This is a genomic window from Deltaproteobacteria bacterium GWA2_45_12 (genome assembly GCA_001797365.1).
Classification (GTDB): Bacteria; UBA10199; UBA10199; order UBA10199; family UBA10199; genus UBA10199.
On record MGPH01000046.1, the window covers coordinates 1 to 15,812 of the forward strand.

General features: G+C 43.6%; 13 protein-coding genes and 2 pseudogenes (1 of these 15 running past the window's edge). 12 read left to right on the forward strand and 3 right to left on the reverse strand.

The genetic code is table 11. The features are described from left to right. Nucleotides 1-128: 128 nt before the first annotated feature. Nucleotides 129-1,241 (reverse strand): hypothetical protein, encoded by a 1,113-nt coding sequence (locus A2048_09685; protein ID OGP08405.1) that lies wholly within the window; start codon nucleotides 1,239-1,241, stop codon nucleotides 129-131. A gap of 211 nt (nucleotides 1,242-1,452) precedes the next feature. Between A2048_09685 and A2048_09690 the strand changes: the two genes are divergently transcribed. Together A2048_09690 and A2048_09695 are read left to right on the forward strand one after the other, a co-directional pair. Then, on the forward strand, nucleotides 1,453-3,234 hold the full coding sequence (locus tag A2048_09690) for a hypothetical protein (GenBank protein OGP08406.1): 1,782 nt from the start codon (nucleotides 1,453-1,455) through the stop codon (nucleotides 3,232-3,234). Between the two features lie 19 nt (nucleotides 3,235-3,253). Then, nucleotides 3,254-4,183: a tRNA (adenosine(37)-N6)-dimethylallyltransferase MiaA gene (locus A2048_09695; GenBank protein OGP08425.1), complete on the forward strand. Its 930-nt coding sequence runs from the start codon at nucleotides 3,254-3,256 to the stop codon at nucleotides 4,181-4,183. 24 nt (nucleotides 4,184-4,207) lie between these two features. On the opposite strand, the gene A2048_09700 is transcribed toward A2048_09695, so the two are convergent. Further along, nucleotides 4,208-5,095 carry a hypothetical protein gene (locus A2048_09700; GenBank protein ID OGP08407.1) on the reverse strand — a complete coding sequence of 296 codons (888 nt, stop codon included), beginning with the start codon at nucleotides 5,093-5,095 and terminating at the stop codon, nucleotides 4,208-4,210. A 193-nt stretch (nucleotides 5,096-5,288) separates the two neighbouring features. On the opposite strand from A2048_09700, the gene A2048_09705 reads away from it, so the two are divergent. The 6 genes and pseudogenes from A2048_09705 (at nucleotide 5,289) to A2048_09730 (ending at nucleotide 12,182) form a co-directional block, all read left to right on the forward strand. Beyond that, on the forward strand, nucleotides 5,289-5,723 hold the full coding sequence (locus A2048_09705; GenBank protein OGP08408.1) for a hypothetical protein: 435 nt from the start codon (nucleotides 5,289-5,291) through the stop codon (nucleotides 5,721-5,723). Beyond that, nucleotides 5,723-6,694, forward strand: a complete 972-nt coding sequence (locus tag A2048_09710) for a phosphate starvation-inducible protein PhoH (GenBank protein ID OGP08409.1) — start codon at nucleotides 5,723-5,725, stop codon at nucleotides 6,692-6,694. Before A2048_09705 ends, A2048_09710 begins: the two co-directional genes overlap by 1 nt. A 107-nt stretch (nucleotides 6,695-6,801) precedes the next feature. Then, complete coding sequence (locus A2048_09715; GenBank protein ID OGP08410.1) at nucleotides 6,802-9,165, forward strand: hypothetical protein; 2,364 nt, start codon at nucleotides 6,802-6,804, stop codon at nucleotides 9,163-9,165. A gap of 4 nt (nucleotides 9,166-9,169) precedes the next feature. Continuing rightward, nucleotides 9,170-9,505, forward strand: coding sequence for an rRNA maturation RNase YbeY (locus A2048_09720; GenBank protein ID OGP08411.1), 336 nt, complete (start codon nucleotides 9,170-9,172; stop codon nucleotides 9,503-9,505). Continuing rightward, nucleotides 9,505-11,097, forward strand: a complete 1,593-nt coding sequence (locus A2048_09725; GenBank protein OGP08412.1) for an apolipoprotein N-acyltransferase — start codon at nucleotides 9,505-9,507, stop codon at nucleotides 11,095-11,097. The genes A2048_09720 and A2048_09725 overlap by 1 nt, the downstream gene beginning before the upstream one ends. Next, nucleotides 11,087-12,182 (forward strand): annotated as a pseudogene (locus tag A2048_09730) (peptide chain release factor 2). The gene A2048_09725 and the pseudogene A2048_09730 overlap by 11 nt, the downstream one beginning before the upstream one ends. A gap of 5 nt (nucleotides 12,183-12,187) precedes the next feature. On the opposite strand, the gene A2048_09735 reads toward A2048_09730, so the two are convergent. Next, the gene (locus tag A2048_09735) at nucleotides 12,188-13,087 is read right to left on the reverse strand and encodes a hypothetical protein (protein ID OGP08413.1); all 900 of its coding nucleotides are present in this window, start codon (nucleotides 13,085-13,087) and stop codon (nucleotides 12,188-12,190) included. A gap of 124 nt (nucleotides 13,088-13,211) precedes the next feature. Here A2048_09735 and A2048_09740 point away from each other — a divergent pair, with 124 nt between their 5' ends. The 4 genes and pseudogenes from A2048_09740 to A2048_09755 all read left to right on the forward strand — a co-directional run. Continuing rightward, nucleotides 13,212-14,507, forward strand: coding sequence for an adenylosuccinate lyase (locus A2048_09740; protein OGP08414.1), 1,296 nt, complete (start codon nucleotides 13,212-13,214; stop codon nucleotides 14,505-14,507). A gap of 2 nt (nucleotides 14,508-14,509) precedes the next feature. After that, a complete protein-coding gene (locus A2048_09745) occupies nucleotides 14,510-15,220 on the forward strand; it encodes a phosphoribosylaminoimidazolesuccinocarboxamide synthase (GenBank protein OGP08415.1) in 711 nt (236 codons plus the stop codon). A gap of 37 nt (nucleotides 15,221-15,257) precedes the next feature. Further along, nucleotides 15,258-15,500 carry a phosphoribosylformylglycinamidine synthase gene (locus A2048_09750; protein ID OGP08426.1) on the forward strand — a complete coding sequence of 81 codons (243 nt, stop codon included), beginning with the start codon at nucleotides 15,258-15,260 and terminating at the stop codon, nucleotides 15,498-15,500. Nucleotides 15,501-15,544: 44 nt separating this feature from the next. Next, nucleotides 15,545-15,812: pseudogene (locus A2048_09755) on the forward strand (hypothetical protein); it runs 305 nt beyond the window's last position.

Below are 15,812 nucleotides of genomic sequence, written 5' to 3' on the forward strand. Positions count from 1 at the left end.
CAGGACTTTTGGTATTCTGGACCAGATGAAGTAACAATACGGCCACCATATGAAGATCCTGATACAGATTATTATTTTGCTGCTGCAGGGAAAGGTGCTTTTACATGTGAGATTGAAATTGAATAATTCTATATTTTCTCTAAGTGAAGAACTGCAAAAATCAAAGCACCATCAATACCAAATCCATTAACAGTGGTATTCGTACTGAAAACTTCACCAGAAACAACTAGAATTAATTCATTGGTATCGATTGTTCCAGTCCCTTTTGGAGGAGTGGCGAATGTTGGACAATCAGGTGCCGATGGAATTAATGTTCCATTAGATACTTTTAGGGGGGAGACAGGCACAATATCGCCTACATTTAATGTCACGGTTGTCCATAATAATTCCCCGTCTGCACCTATAGTTCCTTCATGTAGGCCTTCTACCCTAACTTCTAAACCTTCCTCCAATATTTTCTCAGGAACACCATCAACAGGTGGAACAGGTAGCATAAAATCAGGGATTGAAGGTGGTGCTCCTAATTCTCTGCCTATCAAACACAATGTTTGATCATCCACCTGGTAGAAATTAAAAGTTCCTTCAACAGGGACTTTCGTAAAATTAGTATTTGGTCTTTCAGCGTCTGTAACCAGGTCTTGTTCTGCTACTACGGTGTCGCACACATACAAATCAATTTTCCCGGCCTTCGCGTGATATTCAATAGGGTCAATAGCTGCTGCGCCTCCACACTTGTTGCTTCCAAGGCCACGAGGAACACCATTTAACTGCACACGAATGGTTCTAGTGGTAGGGCTATCCGTTACAATAAGCAGATAGGCCAAATGGCTTTTTTCCCCCTTTTTTGAATCAAGGGCATGAAGAGGATGATAGGCCATGCATACATTAATCTGATTTTGGGGAAACAAATTTTCTACTACCAGGTCTGAAATTTTTTGTTCGGTGGCAACATTTTTTTTTCGGCCACGGTGATCCGTATAATTATACGATTCAATATTAAATTCTTTGTAATCTTCTGAACGGTCCAACGACATCCATGCGATATGGGCATTCCCTTCAAGCGTAATATTCATGCAACGTACAGATTTATCCCATAAGGGCGCGACAAGAGCGGCGGCGGTCAGGTGATTGGTTGTTTGTTCGTCACTTTCCATCATGCTGCCGCACGAATACGAGCTAAGAATAAGGACGGCAGAAATAAGACAGGAGAGGAATTTGAATGGATTTTTAAAAACTTTCATTCTGTATTTGTTATCGGTTAGTTTTCTGAAATGTTTCGGGTTTTCTAAAAAAAGCTTTTGGGCTGTAATACGGCATTCTTGTGAGGTCAAGACGCAATGCGTTAAAGAGGATGAATTGTCAAGAGGAGAGGGAATTACTCAAGATGAAATATTCAACTAAGAAGTCTTTTTGATTGTTATTAGAAAGAAGTTTGCATAAAAAATGATCTCTATGCCCCCCATTCATCTACTCGAAGACCATCTCATCAACAAAATCGCCGCAGGCGAGGTGGTGGAACGGCCGGCTTCGGCAGTTAAAGAGCTGGTGGAAAATAGTTTGGATGCCGGAGCCACTCAAATTGATGTCGAATTAAAAGACGGGGGTAAGAAGCTTATCTTGGTACGCGATAACGGGGTTGGAATTTCAAAAGACGAACTCAAACTGGCGTTGGCGCGCCATTCAACCAGCAAAATCAGCACTGAAAATGATCTGTATGCCATTTCAAGTTTTGGTTTTCGTGGGGAAGCCTTGGCCAGCATGGCTTCGGTTTCCAAACTGACACTGACTAGCCGTGTGGAGCCTGAGTTCGCCCATGAAATTGGTTGCGAAGGAGGGCAGTTTTCAGAAAGAAAAGAAGCGCCCCATCCCCAGGGCACAACGGTGGCTCTGCGATTTTTGTTTTATAACACTCCAGCCAGGCTTAAATTTTTAAAAAGTGCGGACACTGAATTGGCTCATATCCATGACATTCTTATTTCCATGGCTCTGGCGAACCCCCAAGTTGGTTTCAGTTTGACCTGTGACCAAAAAAAGATTTTTTATGTAAAAAGCGGGTCCCATTTTAAAGAAAGAATTTTTGAATTGTTTGGAAAAGAAACAGAACAATATTGTTATCCATTCCAAATAGGGCATTCGGGGCTGGAAGCGGTGGGATATGCCGGGCATCCACAAATTTCGCGTTCCCACAATAAAAACATGTATTTTTTTGTGAACAACCGCCCGGTTAAGGACAAGGTTTTGCATCACGCCACCATGGAAGCCTATCGTGATTTGCTCATGAAGGGCCGTTATCCTTTTTCGATTGTTTTTTTGAAAATTCCTTCTGAAATGGTGGATGTGAATGTGCATCCGGCAAAGACGGAAGTCCGTTTTTCGCAAAGTCAGGTGATCCATCGTTTGGTTTATGAAGCGGTAAGGAAAATTCTGGAGGCGGCGCCGTGGAATCAGGCGATGGACGGTGCACGGCACGCCCCGACACACGATACCGTAGGGGCGCCGCTTGCTGCGCCCCCATCTTTGCCATTTCAATTTCAATCCGAATCCGATGTTTTTAGGGGCGCGGCAAGCAGCGCCCCTACGGAAATACGACCAACGCATCAAAGTCCGGAGGGAAATATCTCCCAAAAACAAATCCAATTTGGTCAAACCCCCTATGCCTCCATGGAAGTGCTGGGGCAGTTTTGGGGGACTTATATTTTATGCCAAAGTGACGACAAGCTCATTCTTATTGACCAGCACGCCGCCCATGAACGCATTGGATTTGAAAAATTGCTTTTGCAATACAAGGAAGGAGAAATCCCTTCACAACATTTATTGATTCCTGAAAACTTTGACTTGAACCCTTCTCAAACAGCCATCGTAGGGCCGTATTTGGATGATTTTAAAAAAATGGGGCTTGAGGTGGATTTTTTTGGGGGAAACACTTTTGTTGTCAAATCCAAACCGGCCCTGTTTAAAAAACTGGATGTAAAATCCCTGCTTTTAGATTTGGTGGGGGATGTTTTGGAAAAAGGAAAGCTCACTTCACTAATCGATCAATTACACGCAGTACTGGCACGCATGTCCTGCCATGGGGCGATTAGGGCCCATCATTTGCTCACTCTTGAAGAAATGAAAGCCATGGTGAGGGAATTGGACCAATATCATTTTACGTCTTTTTGTCCGCACGGGAGACCTGTTTCTGTGGAGGTCACTCGTTATGAGATTGAAAAGTGGTTTAAGAGGATTGTGTGATGGGGGGACAGAAATCGGGATGCCTAATTCACTACCAAACAAAAAAATAATCGTCCTGGTTGGCCCTACGGGTGTTGGAAAAAGCGAGGTGGCCCTTCATTTGGCGCAAAAATTCAACGGTGAAATTGTCAATGCCGACTCACGCCAACTTTACAAGGAAATCAACATAGGAACGGCCAAACCTTCCGAGACGGCCTTGCTTGAAGTGCCGCATCATTTATATGGCTTTTTGGGGCCTCATTCTTCCTGGGATGCCGCCAAGTTTGTTGAAGAAGCAGACAAAGTTATCGCCAGTGTCCACGGTCGAAATCGCCTCCCCATTATTGTGGGGGGAACCGGGCTCTATGTGCGGGCGCTTCTTTACGGTCTACTTTCCGGCCCCAAAGCAAATGCAGAGATCCGAAAGCGTCTTAAAGATGTCATTAAAAATGAGGGGCTCTTGGCTCTTTATAAAGAACTTGAAAAAGTCGATCCTGTTTCGGCGGCAACCATTCATCCCCATGACCCTGTCCGCATCATTCGCGCGCTTGAGGTTTATGAACTAACAGGCAAGCCCCAGTCCCAGATTCAGGAAGAACATGGTTTTCAAAAATCCCGTTATGATTTTTTAATGCTGGGGTTTTTGTGTGAAAGGGAAAAACTGGTTCGACATTTAAACAAACGCGTCAATGCCATGATAGAAGCCGGTTTGGAAGCGGAAGTAAGGAATTTGGTAAGCCATTATGGGTGGTGCGATCTTTTAAAAACAACCATCGGATATCAAGAATGGGAACCCTATTTTGAAGGGAAGATTTCACTAAACCAAACTGTTGAACAGATAAAAATCAACACACGCCAATATGCCAAACGACAAATGACCTGGTTTAGAAAAGAGAAGAAGGTGAAATGGATGGAGGCAGGGAAGTTAAGGGAAATGGAAGAAATGATGAAAGGTTTTTTAAATTTGTAGGGGCGGCTCGCGAGCCGCCTTTAGCTAGACACGAGTTTTGGGAGGGGAGGTGCTGGCAAAAAGGCCCGTGGAGCGGATATTTTCAAGATTGGCGGTAACGGACTGAACATAGCGCCTTGTTTCACGAAATGGAGGGATGCCACCATAGCGGGCGACAGCTCCGGGGCCGGCATTGTAGGCCGCCAGGGCCAGTTCGGTATTGCCATTAAACCGGTCGAGCATCTGGCGTAAATAACGCGCGCCCCCGGCAATGCTTTGTTCGGGGTTTAAAGGGTCGGTTACGCCTACGGAACGGGCCGTTCCGGGCATGAGTTGGGTCAGGCCCATGGCACCGGCGTGTGAGACAACATCGGGTCTAAAATTGGATTCTTGTTTGATAAGGGCCGCCAGTAAATTGGGGTCGAGATTGTTGATCTGGGCGTGTTTTTCAATAAGCGGACGGTAGGATTCCATGTTTTTGGGAATCGCATTTGAAGAAGATGAAACGCTGGCTGTTTTTCTTAACTGGGTGGGAGTGATTTTTCCTTCCACATGCAATTTCTTGGAAGGATTTTTATCTATTTTGACACCTTGGGTTTCTGCCGAAATTTTAGTGGGGCTTTGGTAGGTGGCTGTGCTTCCTGCCGGAAGGGGCTTGAAAAAAGGATCTGCTTTTTTTCCTACAAGACTATGGGGAACCTGCATGCTTTCGGATTCTTGTTTTTTATCCCCTACGCCCGTTGGCTTCGGGGACGCGCCTTGCTGGGTCAAAACCCCGTCCGGCCTTAGGCGGACGGAATCTTGGGTCCGGGGCTTGCCCTGAGATTTATACCGTTGATCCAAAATTTCAGTAAAGCTTTTCGAGGCAGAAGTTTTGGCTTTGGCTCCTAAAGCTTGGGATGGCTGTAATTTGTTGACTTTTTCTAGGCTCATAATGACGTCTTATTCTACCAAACAACCTCCCTGGAGATAAAACCCTCTTTTCATTATTAATTATCGTTGTTTTTTCCTTCAAAGGTGTGGAAAAACCGATCTTTTTATTTCAAAATAAATAGAATAATATCAATATGTTAATGTCTTATCGGTTTCTTGCCAAGGGGAACACAATGGGATACACTTTAAAAAAATGAATTACCTGCTTAAAGCTTATTTCAATGCCACCAGCCAAATGGATGTTTTTAACCTGACGCATGATGTTAAAAGGGCGTTAAGGGAATCTCAAATTTTACACGGTATTTTAACTGTTTTTGTTCCCGGATCCACAGCTGCTGTCACTTGTTTGGAAAACGATCCTCAAATTCATCAGGAAGTAAAAAATATCCTTAACAGCATGGTGCAGGAGTCAAAGGCTCCCACACCCGTGCGTAAATCCGGATCGGGAAGTATTGAAGCTCACGTGAAAGCGGCCATGCTTCATCCTTTTGTGAGCATTCCCGTTCAGGATGGAAAACTTCTTTTGGGGGCATGGCAGGAAGTTATTCTTTTTGATTTTGACAACAAGCTTGCACGTCGGGAAGTTTTGATTCATCTTTATGGGGAAGGAGCCCCACAGAAAAAATAATGGGAAGACGAAAATCAAATGTGGTCCAGCTTCGCTTTGATGACAACGATTTGGCCCAGAACCTTTTTGGGCCCCAAGGCGCCCACCTTCGTTCGTTAGAAAACAAACTGGGAATTGCCATCCATGAAAAAAGCGGCGAGTTAGCTTTGGAAGGGGAAATTGAAAAAATCGAATTTGCCCAGTCGGCTCTGGATCAGCTTTATACCCTGCTTAAAAAAGGATATCCCGTCACCGGTCATGATGTTGAAGCCGCTGTTCGTGTGCTCACCGAAAATCGTAATGCCAGTCTTCACGATCTTTATCTTGATTCCATTTTTGTTCCTGCAAAAAGACGGGTCATTTATCCAAAATCAATGGGGCAAAAATTATACGTTGAGGCCATTCGCAAGTATGATCTTGTTTTTGGTATCGGCCCTGCAGGTACCGGAAAAACTTATCTGGCCATGGCCATGGCCGTGACCTCTCTGCTCAAAGGCCAGGTGGAACGCATTGTTTTAACCCGCCCTGCCATTGAGGCAGGGGAAAAATTGGGATTTTTACCGGGGAGTCTTGTTGAAAAAGTGAACCCTTATCTCACTCCTTTATACGATGCCATGCATGACATGCTCGATTTTGAACGAACCACCAAGATGCTCGAGAAAGGGGAGATAGAAGTGGCCCCCCTGGCTTTCATGAGAGGACGTACTTTGAGTCAGGCCTTTGTTATTTTGGATGAAGCCCAAAATTGCACCAAGGAGCAGATGAAAATGTTCCTGACGCGCATTGGGCAGGGTTCTAAAGCAGTGATTACAGGGGATCCCACGCAAATCGATTTGCCCCGTGACAAGGTGTCAGGGTTAATGCATGCTGTGCGCGTTTTGGAAAAGGTGCAGGGGCTTTGTATCCATACATTGTCACCCATTGATGTGGTACGCCATCCCTTGGTCCAGGCCATTGTGGAAGCCTATGAGAATGATGAGAAGCTATCATAGGGGCTCGCGTCGCCCCCTCCATCGGCAAAGCCGCTGGAGCCTCCCCCTCAGCGCGCCTGTGGCGCTTTTATAGTAGATGTAAGCTCGTGGGAATCTACAAATAGGGGATGTTTAAAAAAAAGAGGGTTTTCATGAAAATTGAAAAACAAAAAATGGAAAAAATGGAAAAAAAGGAAACATGGATCAATGTTTTCCTGATTTTATTTTTGTCCTTGACCATCACCTCTTTGATGACTTTTAGGGTCGATGAACTTCCTCAAGTTTATGAGGTGGGCTCTGTGGCCATCAAAGACATCAAAGCCGACCAAAATTATGAGATTGTCGATGAAAAATCGACCTTAAAACTAAGGCAGGAAGCTGTTGATAATGTTGCCCCACTTTATGATTTTGATCCTTCTATTGAACAGGATGCTGTTAAAAAAATACAGGAAAGTTTTGAGCAAGCGCGGCTTTTTTTAGTCCAAAACAAGAATTTTGACACTGAACTTGAGTCACAAATCAAAAAGAATTTTATTGAACGAATGGGAGTTGAAGTAAATGAAGACCAATACACACTGATAAGGCAAAGCCAGTTCAATCTTAACTTGCAGCGCAGTTTGGTTCTTTTTGTAAGTGAGATTTTGCGTTCTCCCCTCATATTAAGCCGCCAAGAATTGCAACCCTTGCTGGAAAAAGGTTTTATTTTGAGAAAATTGGAAGGGGAACCTTATGCTGAAGAGATGATCCACCAAACCGATGGTGTTTCGGATTTGAGGGAAATCGACAAAAAACTTTCCTCCATCAAGCCCGATTTGGTGAACATGGATGAATTCAAGCCCTTTCTTGAAATTGTTCGCCAGTTTATCAAGCCCAATCTCATCTATAATGGGCGTGAAACCGATTTTCGAAAAGAAAAAGCCGCCAGCAATATTAAAAGTGTCATCATTAAAATAAAACAAGGGGAATCCATTATCCGTAATGGGGATCGCTATGAACCCTGGCATCTTACGGTTATCGAAGGAATTCGCAAGGCCCGACATCAGTCAAACAAATGGCTTAAGTTCATCGGTATTGCCCTGTTTGTAAACCTGGTCCTACTGATCGTTTATTATTATGCATCCAAATACATCCGTAAGTTCAAGCCAACGCGTAAAGATCTCATTTTTTTGGGTGTGAACCTTCTTTTCTTCATGATGGTTTTAAGATTCGGCGTTTTTATGGCTTCATCGATTCGGGACGCTCTTCCTTATCCACTGCCTTTTTCAGCCTTTTATTACGGCATTCCCGTGGCAGCGGGGGCAATGCTTGTTCGCTTCACCCTTAATTCTGAAATTGCCCTCATTTTTTCCGTGATTGTGAGTCTTTTTTGCGGAGTTTTCTTGGACAATAATCTGGAGCTTACTGTTTATTACCTTATCAGCAGCGTCTTTGCGGCTCATGCCATTGCCCATCTCGACAAAAGATCAGCGGTATTACTCAGTGGGGCTTATACGGGGCTTATCAATGCTGTCACCATTTTAAGCTTAAGTCTCATTGATGTTCTTAAAGATACAGGCCAACTATCGTTATATGAAATGTCCCTTCATTGTCTCATGGGTTTTTGGGGAGGTATTTTGACAGCCATGCTGGTTCTTATTTTAGCACCCGTTGCTGAAACACTTTTTAATTACACCACCGATATCAAACTTTTGGAAATGGCTAACTTGAGCCACCCTCTCCTTAAAGAAATGATCGTACGCACACCGGGGACTTATCATCACAGCCAGATTGTGGGCATATTGTCCGAGGCAGGGGCCCAGGCGATCGGAGCCAATTCACTTTTGGCGCGGGTTGCTTCTTATTATCATGATATTGGTAAAATGAAAAAACCGGAGTATTTCATTGAAAACCAAAAAGGGGAAAATCCGCATGATAAATTGGCGCCATCGATGAGTGCCCTTATTATTGAAGCCCATGTCAAAGATGGCATTCAAATGGCCAAGGAACATAAACTGCCTCAGCGCATTGCTGACATGATTCCGCAGCATCAGGGGACGAAGTTGATAGGGTTCTTTTTTAATAATGCCAAAAAGATGGAAGATAAGTATGGAGAGGTTGACGAGCGTGATTTTAGATATGACGGGCCGAAACCCCAAAGCAGGGAAGCCGGTATCATCATGATGGCCGATGCCGTTGAGGGGGCTGTGAGAGCTTTGCCGGAAAAAGCAGCGCATAAAATTCAGGCGACCGTTGAAAAAATGGTTAACCAACATTTTGTGGATGAGCAGTTAGATGAATGTGACCTCACCTTAAGGGACTTGCACCTTATCTCGGAGGCTTTTTGTAAAATACTGGTTGGTATTTATCATCAGCGCATCGAGTATCCCGAAGGAGCTCTTCTTGGCAAAGTAGCTGATGTTCATGAAATGAAAGACAAGGCAAAAGATGCAAGTCATCATCACCAACAAGTCGCGGATTCGAATATCTCGCCCTTATTTCGAAAAAAGGATTAAAAAAATGGCACGCCATCTCAAGTTGCCCCATCTGGCCCTGGGGCTTACTTTCATTGATGACCCTGCCATCGCACGTCTTAACCTGAAATTCATGAAGAAAAAAGGCGCAACGGATGTTTTGAGTTTTCCCTTGGATTCAAAAGAATTGTTGGGAGATATTGTTGTTTCTTTAGATACAGCTAAAAAACAGGCTAAAACTTTTTGTATTTCTTTAAAAGAACGGGTGATGTTTCTAGTGGTTCATGGATTTTTACATTTGCTGGGGTATGACCACCAAACGGAGAGGGACTGGAAGATAATGTCAAAGAAGGAACGTGAATTGATGAAACTTGTTGGTTGATGTTTCGTAGGGACAATCCTAGGATTGTCCTTACAGAGATTATGCTCACTTTATTGGCTATTTTGGCTTCCGGTATTTTGGGGGCTGTTATTTATCCCTCTGTATTTTGGGGATACAAACTTCCTGATATGGGATTTCTGGCCTGGATTTATCTTATCCCTCTTTATTTTGCCCTTGATCCATCGTCATTGAAAAAAAATTTCAAGATCACCTGGATTACCTCCCTTATTTTTTATGGGATCATTCTTTACTGGATCATGCTTGCCATCACCAATTTTGGCGGGCTTACCTCTTTGCAGGGAGCCGGTGTTTTGATTGTTTTGGTGGGGATGATGGCCACTTTTTTCGCCGGTTTTTTAAGCCTGGCGCAAAAAGTGGTTTGTAAAACAAATCTTCCTTTTTTTTTGGTGAGTACCGTTTTTTTGGTGGCTTCTGATTATGCCCGCACTTATTTTCCGGCGGGAGGTTTTCACTGGGCCCTGCCGGGTTATTCCCAGGGAAATTATCTTGGATATTTTCAATGGATAGAATGGACGGGCGTTTTTGGATTGAATGCCGTTATTTATTTGGTCAACGGTCTTCTCTTCGAGGTTTTGCGCTCCTTGTTTGTAGCTTCCTATCGATATCAACTTGTCAGTCGTCTTATTGGGGCAGCCCTTGTCATGTTGGTTTCTGTGGTGGCGAGTTTATTGGTCCCTTCTTTCCAGGATTTTGATCAGGGAAGAGAACAACGTGAGTTGGTGGGATTGGTTCAGGGAAACATCCCCCAAGATATCCGTTGGGATTATAAGCATGCCCAGAACAATATTAAAAAACATGTTGAGATGACACAGTTGGCGGCAGAACAGGGAGTTGGTTTGGTTATATGGCCGGAAACGGCTTATCCTTTTACCGTTGATCTTGATTGGCCCGTCAATCTGGCTTTTAGCGACAATCCAAAAATGAAAACCCATGTCATTTTAGGGGCTGTGAGCAGTCGCGGGACTGATAATTCGCAGATTTATAATTCAGCATTTTTCCTTGATGATGAAAACAAGGTCTTGGGTGTTTATCACAAACGTCATCTTGTACCCTTTGGAGAATACATTCCTTTTCAAACATGGCTTTCTTTTGCCGGCAACCTTACAAAGGCCATTGGAGAATTCATCCCCGGACGCGATGCCGCTTTATTTCATTGGAAAAATGACTTTTTTGGAACCCTTATTTGTTACGAGGACATTTTCCCTGATTTGGCGCGCCAGTCAACCCTGGCAGGGGCCACTGTCTTGGTGAATATGACCAATGATGCCTGGTATGGAAACACATCGGGTCAATACCAGCATCTTGTTTATTCTCAAATGAGAGCTTTGGAAAACAGACGTTTTTTGTTAAGAGCCACCAATACGGGGGTTACGGCTATTATTGATGCCCGTGGGAAAGTAACCAGTTTTATTCCTCCCTGGAATCAGACAGTACTCTTGGGAAGTTTTGTTTCCTTAAACCACAAGACTTTTTATACCCGTTATGGTGATTGGGTAGTTTATCTTGCGATTTTCATGGTTTTTATATTTATTCTGATCTCGTTTGTAAGGAGAAAACAAAATGGCCAATGATCTTAAAGAAGAATTAGTGTTGATGAAAAACAATCTGGATGAACTTCGGAGGTCACTTTGAAGTCGCTCAAAAATCCGATCGATTGACTTTTCTTAAAAAACAATCCGAAGAATCTGAGTTCTGGAATGATTCCCAAAATGCCAAAACTGTTTCCAAGGAAATAGATATCCTTCAAAAACAATTGGAAAACTGGAAGAGTGCGGAAAGTCTCGTTTCAGACAGCGAAGTCTTGATTGAATTGGGGATGGAAGCCCAAAATGAGGCCACCCTTCTTGAGGCAGAGCAAAAAGTTCTTGCGACTAAAGAAGCCCTTAAAAAACTGGAAATGGCCAAGATGCTTTCAGGCCCCAATGACGCCAATGGGGCTTTTTTTCAAATTAATGCTGGGGCTGGGGGTACTGAGTCGTGTGATTGGGTTTCTATTTTACTTAGAATGTATATTCGCTTTTGTGAAGCCAGGGGCTACAAAACCCAGATCATTGATTTTACCGACGGCGATGGGGCGGGGTACCGTTCTGTGACCGTGATGGTGGAAGGATCTTATGCCTATGGATATTTAAAAGCTGAAATAGGTGTGCATCGTCTGGTACGCATCTCTCCTTTTGATGCCAATAAGCGTCGCCATACATCGTTTGCCTCTGTTTTTGTCTATCCCGATGTCGAGGATGATATTGATATTGAAGTAAAAGAAGCCGATTTGCGTATTGATACTTATCGTGCCGGTGGAGCGGGGGGGCAAAAAGTTAATAAGACGGATTCCGCGGTCCGCATGACGCACATTCCTACCGGTATTGTGGTGCAATGCCAGAATGAGCGTTCGCAACACCAAAACCGTGCCGTGGCCATGAAAATGCTTAAAGCGCGCCTCTATGAAGTTGAAATGGAAAAACGCATGGCCCAAAAAGAAAAAGTGGAGGCAAATAAAAAAGACATCGCTTGGGGCTCACAGATTCGTTCATATGTTCTACAGCCCTACCAAATGGTGAAGGACCACCGCACCAATTATGAATCCTCTCAAACCCAAGATGTTTTGGATGGAAATTTGGATGAGTTTATTCGCCGGTATTTATTGTCTGCCAGATGATGGAATTATTTTTCAGGTTCAATACTGATAAAACCTTCGCCTGAAAGGGAAATATTATTGGCAATGTCGGTGTCTTCAATAATGGTGTCTTCTGTGGTGAGGCTTATTCTTGTGCTGGTGGTGGGATCAAAATCTTCAACGACAATCGATGAAATGCCGGGTGTTATTTTTTTTATGACCTCAAGATTATAATTTTCTTTTTCACCTTCTGTATTCAACTGACTTCCTGATCCAAAATCGGTGCACAATGAATACCAGCTTTCCTTGGCGTCATCGGTAAAATGAATTTTCAGGGCCAGGGTCGTTTTTTCTTCCGTAAGGTCTGTATTCACATCCCCTGGACGCGAAGCTTGTTTTTTTTGCGTTTTGATGATGCGCGTTGAAACTTCGGCATCCATGTCATTAATATCAATATCAAGCCGGCATTCAAAAAATTCATTGGCGGCAAGAGAGCCCCCACGATCACTGGTGACATCACAGACCACTTTTTTAATCTGTTTTTTTTCGGAAAGTTCAAGGGAAGTGTGGCATTCATTGGTGTAGTCGACTTCCATATAGGGCTCTTCACTGGCCTTGATGCCTTCTTTTGTTCTGGTCCAGGCAAAGAATTGGACTTTTGAGGTGAAACTAAAAATAATTTCATGGGAAGCTGCTGTTGGTTCTTCTTCTTCTAGAACCGAAGAAGGAGAGTCAAGGATGTTTTCCGCCGGGTTGGGAGGATCCTCCAACTCGGATAAGTCTGTGTTGACTTCGGTAGAATCGGGCTCTTCTAAAGCATTTGTTTCTGATAAATCAGAAAATTCATCTGATTCATCAAGGGGGGGTGGGGCTTCTTGGGCATGAAGGGAAGGCCCTATAAGAAACCCAAGGTAAACTGTTAAAATAATTAAATTTTTAAAACGCATAGCCCTTTTATCTCTATTAAACAATAAGACAACTTGGATAGTTTACAGTTTCCATAAGGATAGTGCAACTATCCATCTTTATGTTTGCGGCCACAAAAAAGCTGGTGTATAGAAGGCGCTCCTTATGATTCCACGTTATTCACGTAGTGAAATGGCTCGTATTTGGGAGCCTGAAAACAAATTCCAAATATGGCTCGAAATTGAATTGCTGGCCCTTGAAGCACTTGAGGAAGCAAGTGTTGTCCCCAAGGATGTCAGCAAGAAAGTAAGAGCCAAGGCCAAGTTTAATATTGAACGCATTGACCAACTGGAACGCGAGTTAAAGCACGATGTCATTGCCTTTTTGACCTCTGTTTCCGAATTTGTGGGGCCTGAGGCGCGTTATATCCATCGTGGTTTTACTTCATCGGATATTTTGGATACAGCCCTTGCTGTTCAGTTAACTCAAGCCTCTGATTTGTTGCTGGCAGGGATTGATCGTCTTCTGTCCGTATTAAAATTGAGGGCGCATGAATTTAAAAACACGCTGACCATTGGCCGTTCGCACGGCATTCATGGCGAACCGGTTACCTTCGGATGGAAACTGGCCCAATGGTATGAAGAGATGAAGCGCAATCGTGGCCGCCTTGAAGATGCGCGTGAAACCATTGCCGTGGGGATGCTTTCGGGGGCCATGGGCACTTTTGCCCATACCGATCTTCAAATAGAAGAATATGTATGTGCAAAACTTGGTTTAAAAGCAGATCCCATCACGACACAAGTCATTAGCCGTGACCGGCATGCTTATTATTTCCAGGTTTTATCCCTTGTTGGCAGCACCATAGAAAAAATGGCTGTCGAAATTAGGCATCTTCAACGGACTGAGGTTCTTGAGGTGGAGGAATATTTTTCACCCGGACAAAAAGGATCCTCGGCCATGCCCCACAAACGAAATCCTGTTTTGAGCGAAAACGTCACCGGTTTGGCCCGCCTGCTTCGTGGCTATGCCCTTACGGCCATTGAAAATGTGCCACTCTGGCATGAACGCGATATTTCACACAGTTCGGCTGAAAGGGTGATTGCCCCTGATGCCACCATTGCCCTTGATTTCATGATCCATCGCATGGCGGGAATTATTGAGAAACTTGTGGTCTACCCACAAAACATGAAGAAAAATCTTGATTCCATGAAGGGAATGTTTTTCTCACAACGCATTTTGATCGCCTTGACCGACAAAGGTTGTTCCCGCGAAGATGCCTATCGTTTGGTGCAGACCAATGCCATGAAGGTATGGGATGAAGGGGCCGATTTTGCGCAAAGTTTAAAGTCGGATTCCAAAATTATGCGCCATCTTTCATCAAGTGAAATTGATGAGCTTTTGGACATCAATCATTATTTACGGAACATCGATGCCATCTTTAACCGTGTTTTCAAGGAGTAGTCATGGAGAAAAAAGAAAAACTTTACGAAGGAAAGGCGAAAATCATTTATAAGACAAATGATCCCGATCTTTATATTGCTTATTTTAAAGATGATGCCACTGCTTTCAATAATCAGAAAAAGGGGACCATTTTAGACAAGGGCATTGTCAATAATTCCATTTCATCCCGTCTTTTTCAGTTGCTGTCCCAGAACAAGATTCAAAACCATTTTGTCGAAAAACTTTCCGATCGTGAAATGCTCATCAAAAAACTCACCATGCTTCCTTTGGAGGTCATTGTTCGCAACGTGGCTGCCGGCAGCTTTGCCAAACGTTATGGAAAAGAAGAGGGATTGGTCCTTTCACGACCCTTGCTCGAGTTTTGCCTTAAAGATGATTCGCTGGGGGATCCCTTTCTCAATGATGATGCTGCCTTGATTTTAGGTTTGTGTCATCAGCAACAATTGTTAACCATCCGTAATTATGCCTTGATGATAAACACCTGTTTGTCCCAATTTTTTGATTCCATGGAAATCCGTTTGATTGATTTTAAATTGGAGTTTGGTTTGTTTAAGGGGGATGTTCTTTTAGGTGATGAAGTAACCCCCGATACTTGTCGTTTATGGGACAAGAAAACGGATGAAAAGCTGGATAAAGACCGTTTCCGTCGGGATATGGGCGGAGTAGAAGAGGCCTATAAAACGGTTTTTGATAGGGTGATGCAATCAAAATAACGTGGGGGCGGGAATTTCCCCGCCCGTACATCATAATATGAAAGCCAAAGTATTCGTCAGTTTAAAAAAAGGGGTTTTGGATCCACAGGGGGAAGCCATTCTTAAAGCTCTTCAAAGCATGGGGCAAAAAGAAGTTGTCTCTGTACGTGTTGGAAAATATTTTGAAGTTGAGTTGAAAAATTGTGATTCTCCCAAGGCCAAACAAGTTTTAAATCAAATAAGCGAAAAATTACTGGCCAATACAGTCATTGAAGATTTTTCCTTCCAGCTAGAAGAATAAACAACTCGTGATAACAGGATTGCCTGTTGTTACCTTAACCTAACATGAAATTTGCCATTGTTGTCTTTCCGGGTTCAAACTGTGATGCCGACTGTCATTATGTTGTATCGGAAGTCATGGGAGCCACAGCCAGTTATGTTTGGCATAAGGAAAATAATCTTGGTGGAGCCGATGTTGTCATTTTGCCGGGAGGGTTTTCTTACGGGGATTATTTGCGTTGTGGGGCCATCGCCCGCTTTTCGCCCATCATGCGGGCGGTAAAAGAACACGCAGAGAAAGGCGGAAAGGTTTTGGGTATTTGTAACGGATTTC

Excerpts from the sequence above, each read along its gene's own strand:
- A2048_09690 (OGP08406.1), top strand. The coding sequence starts at position 1,453 with ATGCCCCCCATTCATCTACTCGAAGACCATCTCATCAACAAAATCGCC.
- A2048_09710 (OGP08409.1), top strand. The coding sequence starts at position 5,723 with ATGGGAAGACGAAAATCAAATGTGGTCCAGCTTCGCTTTGATGACAAC.
- A2048_09685 (OGP08405.1), bottom strand. The coding sequence starts at position 1,241 with ATGAAAGTTTTTAAAAATCCATTCAAATTCCTCTCCTGTCTTATTTCT.
- A2048_09700 (OGP08407.1), bottom strand. The coding sequence starts at position 5,095 with ATGAGCCTAGAAAAAGTCAACAAATTACAGCCATCCCAAGCTTTAGGA.
- A2048_09745 (OGP08415.1), top strand. The coding sequence starts at position 14,510 with ATGGAGAAAAAAGAAAAACTTTACGAAGGAAAGGCGAAAATCATTTAT.
- A2048_09720 (OGP08411.1), top strand. The coding sequence starts at position 9,170 with ATGGCACGCCATCTCAAGTTGCCCCATCTGGCCCTGGGGCTTACTTTC.
- A2048_09750 (OGP08426.1), top strand. The coding sequence starts at position 15,258 with ATGAAAGCCAAAGTATTCGTCAGTTTAAAAAAAGGGGTTTTGGATCCA.
- A2048_09705 (OGP08408.1), top strand. The coding sequence starts at position 5,289 with ATGAATTACCTGCTTAAAGCTTATTTCAATGCCACCAGCCAAATGGAT.
- A2048_09735 (OGP08413.1), bottom strand. The coding sequence starts at position 13,087 with ATGCGTTTTAAAAATTTAATTATTTTAACAGTTTACCTTGGGTTTCTT.
- A2048_09695 (OGP08425.1), top strand. The coding sequence starts at position 3,254 with ATGCCTAATTCACTACCAAACAAAAAAATAATCGTCCTGGTTGGCCCT.
- A2048_09715 (OGP08410.1), top strand. The coding sequence starts at position 6,802 with ATGTTTAAAAAAAAGAGGGTTTTCATGAAAATTGAAAAACAAAAAATG.
- A2048_09740 (OGP08414.1), top strand. The coding sequence starts at position 13,212 with ATGATTCCACGTTATTCACGTAGTGAAATGGCTCGTATTTGGGAGCCT.
- A2048_09725 (OGP08412.1), top strand. The coding sequence starts at position 9,505 with ATGTTTCGTAGGGACAATCCTAGGATTGTCCTTACAGAGATTATGCTC.